The organism is Aeromonas cavernicola (assembly GCF_002795305.1).
Taxonomy (GTDB): domain Bacteria; phylum Pseudomonadota; class Gammaproteobacteria; order Enterobacterales; family Aeromonadaceae; genus Aeromonas; species Aeromonas cavernicola.
Genome location: NZ_PGGC01000190.1, coordinates 1 through 3,575, shown reverse-complemented (window position 1 = coordinate 3,575; position 3,575 = coordinate 1). Strand labels below are relative to the sequence as shown.

The window sequence follows — 3,575 nt, the reverse complement described above, 5'->3', positions numbered from 1 at the left end:
CGCTGCGCAAACTGCTGACCCAGACTCAGGCCAGTATGGCACAGCGGCGGCGTGAGTTGCTGTTGATGCGCACCTTGGGGGCCAGCAGCACCCTGCTCAAACGGATGTTACGTTGGGAGTTGATGGCCAGTGGCGCCCTAGCGGGGCTGTGTGCGGCTATGGTGGTTGAGCTGTGCTCTTTTGGCTTGCAGTGGTGGTGGTTTGAGGGGCAGTGGCAGTTCCACTGGGCTATTTGGCTAGGCTTGCCGGGACTGGGCAGCGTGCTGGTGACGCTAGCCGGATTAGGCATGCAGCGGCAGTTATTGGCTGGCACCTTAAGCGATCGTCTGCGTGGCCTAGGGCAGGGGTTGCTGTAGCGAGCGTGCTTATTAGCAAGGGAGCCAGCATCCTCAAACAGTCACCCGGCCATTGGCCGGGTGACTGTTTATCGAGAGCCGACTTCAGCGGCGAGTAACGAGTAAATTGCCCAATGCTTGCGCTAACTCGGGATAGGTGAAGTGAAACCCCGCTTGCTGCAAGCGGGTCGGCATGATGTGTTGGCCTGTCAGCAGCAGATCAGCCGCTTCCCCCATGATCAGTTGCAGTAACGGCGCGGGCACACAAAAGAGATGGGGCCGATTCAGGGTACGTGCTAGCGTCTGGCTAAATGCTCGGTTACTGACGGGATGGGGGGCGGTACCGTTGAAGATGCCGCTGCAATCAGGGTGCTCCAGCAAAAACAAGATGGCGCGGACCAAATCCTGTACATGGACCCAGCTCATGATCTGGTTCCCCGCCCCCATTGGGCCGCCAAGGCCAAGGCGATAGGGGGGCAGCATTTTCGACAGCGCTCCCCCGCCCATCCCCAGTACTAGCCCAATGCGCACAATACAGACTCGGGTCTGCGCACTGGTGGCTGCCAAGGCCAGATTTTCCCATTGTTGGCAGAGTCGGTGGGTAAATTCGTCATGGGGGGTTTGGCACTGCTCATCGAGGGGAGTGCTGTCCTGCCTGCCATACCAACCTATCGCTGAGGCGTTAATCAATACTTTGGGCGGTGTGATGGATAGTTTGATGAGGTCGACGAGCTGCTCAGTAAGCAACCAGCGGCTATCACACAGCAGTTGCTTGCGTGACTCACTCCAGCGTCCGGCGGCGATGGGCTCACCGGCCAGATTGATGACCGCATCGATGTCATTGAGATCGTCGAGTCGATCTAGGCTATCGAGCACCTTGATATCATGACCGAGCAACTCATAAGCGCGACTACCTTGGCGGCTCAACACCACCACTTCATGATTAACCTTAAGCTGAGCCACTATTCGACGGCCAATAAAGCCGGTGCCACCCGTGATTAGAATTTTCATTGTCGTGCTCCCCAATCCTTTTTTTTTACTCTAATCAGCGCTTGGTGATTGAACAAGCATCAGTGCTGAGTCTGTGGTGGTTTCGGCCCCCTTGCAACGGACACAGATAAAAAAACCAGCGAACGAGTCGCTGGTTCTTGGCATGACAAGGCAAGCGGATGGAAAAATCAGAGTAGGCGATGGAGCGCGCGGGTCAGCCGCTTGACGCCTTCCTCTATGGTGGCCTCATCTACGCAAGAGAAACTCAGGCGCAAGGTATGTTGGATCTCGGGTCGTACATAGAAAGGCGCCCCGGGCACAAACGCCACTTTCTCTTTGATCGCTTCGTCAAACAGCGCCATAGCACTGACGTGAGCGGGCAAGGTCAGCCACAAGAACATTCCCCCTTCGGGGCGAGTGTAGCTGACACCTGGTGGGCAATGGCGGGTGAGCGCCGCTTCCATGGCGGCACGCTGACGGCCGTAGACCTCTTTGATCTTCTCCAGATGGGCATCCAGTGAATTGTCCGTGAGGAAGCGGTGCAGCACTTGTTGGCTAAAGGCGTTGCTGTGCAGATCGGTGGCCTGTTTAGCAATCGTCACCTTTTGCCGTAGCCAGTCAGGCACCAGCATCCAACCTAAGCGGAAGGCGGGGACGACGGTTTTTGAGAAAGATCCGAGCAGCACGGTGTTGTTGGGGGCCAATTTGGCAATCGGGGGCAAGTGCTCCCCTTCGAAACGCAACTCGCCGTACGGATCGTCTTCCACCATCAGCAGCTCGTGGCGTACCAAGCGCTCAGCCAGCGCTTCACGGTTAGCACGACTGTAAGAGACACCGCTCGGATTTTGGAAGTTAGGTACACCGTAGAGCAGCTTGGCGTTGGTGCCATTGGCCAGCAGGGTATCTAACTGGGTCAGATCCAGCCCTGTCTCTCCTAGGGTGATGGGTTGAAACGTCGGCTGATAAACAGAAAATGCCTGAATGGCGCCGAGGTAGCCGGGCTCTTCGATGATGAGATCTTGTCCTTCATCGATCAGGACTTTACCCAGCAGATCTAACGCCTGTTGCGAGCCACTGGTGATGAGGATGTTGTCTGGATTAACCTGCATGCCGTGACGCGTCAGATAACGGTTGGCAATATAGTGGCGCAGCGGGGTAAATCCCTCGGTGGTGGCATATTGCAGCGCACCGGCTCCTTGTTCGCGCAGCACGTCTTGACAGGCTTGCTCAATCGCCTTGACCGGGAAAAGATGCGGATTAGGCAGGCCACCGGCAAAAGAGATGATCTCTGGATTGGTGGCGACTTTCAGAATTTCGCGAATAAAGGAGGGCTCTACCTTTTCAAAACGCTGGGCAAAAAACGGTTGCATAAACTTACTCTCGACGTGTGGCAGTCGTGCGATGCGACTATGGGATAGTCCGTTTGTATCAGATTTCAGAAATGAGGCAATGGTTGCTACAACAATCGACAAAAAAGGGCAATATTGGCTCCTTTTAGAGTTTTATAGGGTTAATCAGCGGTATCTAAGTGTCACTATATGGCACGCTTCGCGAGATGCTGGCAGATTTGTTGTGTGAAACACTTGCGACTTAGTCCTATCTTGGGATAATTCGCCCCCCTGTTTTCGCTGATTGATGAGATAACGAGCAATTTATTATGCCTGTGACCCAAGATGTGTTTAACGAAGACGGCAAATTTATACGCAAGATCCGCAGCTTTGTTCGTCGCGAAGGCCGCCTAACCAAAGGGCAGGAAAAGGCCTTGGAGGAGCTCTGGCCGGTCATGGGGATCGATTTTGCGCCAACGCCGCTCGATCTGGTCACCCTGTTTGGCCGCGAGGCCCCAGTGGTGCTGGAGATCGGCTTTGGCATGGGCGCCTCCTTGGTCGAGATGGCCAAACAGGCCCCCGAGAAGAACTTTATCGGCATCGAGGTCCACACGCCTGGGGTTGGCGCTTGCCTTGGCAGTGCGCAAGAGGCGGGGATCACCAATCTTCGGGTGATCTGCCACGATGCAGTAGAGGTGTTGGCGCAGATGATCCCCAACGGCTCACTTGCTTGCCTACAGCTCTTTTTCCCAGACCCTTGGCATAAAAGCCGTCATCATAAACGCCGCATCGTGCAGAGTGCGTTTGCCCAAGATATTCGCCAGAAACTGGCCATTGGTGGCGTGTTTCACATGGCAACAGACTGGGAAAACTACGCAGAGCACATGCTGGAGGTAATGAACGTTGCCGAAGGGTATCAGAA

At 55.3% G+C, this 3,575-nt stretch carries 3 protein-coding genes and 1 pseudogene; 2 read left to right on the top strand and 2 right to left on the bottom strand.

The features are described 5' to 3' along the window. Positions 1 to 356, top strand: a pseudogene (locus CUC53_RS16975) (FtsX-like permease family protein); the annotation flags it as partial. An 84-nt stretch (positions 357 to 440) separates the two neighbouring features. On the opposite strand, the gene CUC53_RS16970 reads toward CUC53_RS16975, so the two are convergent. Both CUC53_RS16970 and CUC53_RS16965 read right to left on the bottom strand, forming a co-directional pair. Beyond that, positions 441 to 1,346 (bottom strand): TIGR01777 family oxidoreductase, encoded by a 906-nt coding sequence (locus CUC53_RS16970; RefSeq protein WP_100295219.1) that lies wholly within the window; start codon positions 1,344 to 1,346, stop codon positions 441 to 443. 167 nt (positions 1,347 to 1,513) lie between these two features. Continuing rightward, positions 1,514 to 2,695: an aminotransferase-like domain-containing protein gene (locus tag CUC53_RS16965; protein WP_100295218.1), complete on the bottom strand. Its 1,182-nt coding sequence runs from the start codon at positions 2,693 to 2,695 to the stop codon at positions 1,514 to 1,516. A 287-nt stretch (positions 2,696 to 2,982) separates the two neighbouring features. Here CUC53_RS16965 and trmB point away from each other — a divergent pair. Then, on the top strand, positions 2,983 to 3,575 hold a 593-nt coding region (gene trmB, locus CUC53_RS16960), incomplete at its 3' end, for a tRNA (guanosine(46)-N7)-methyltransferase TrmB (protein WP_167386788.1).

Excerpts from the sequence above, each read along its gene's own strand:
- CUC53_RS16970 (WP_100295219.1), bottom strand. The coding sequence starts at position 1,346 with ATGAAAATTCTAATCACGGGTGGCACCGGCTTTATTGGCCGTCGAATA.
- CUC53_RS16965 (WP_100295218.1), bottom strand. The coding sequence starts at position 2,695 with ATGCAACCGTTTTTTGCCCAGCGTTTTGAAAAGGTAGAGCCCTCCTTT.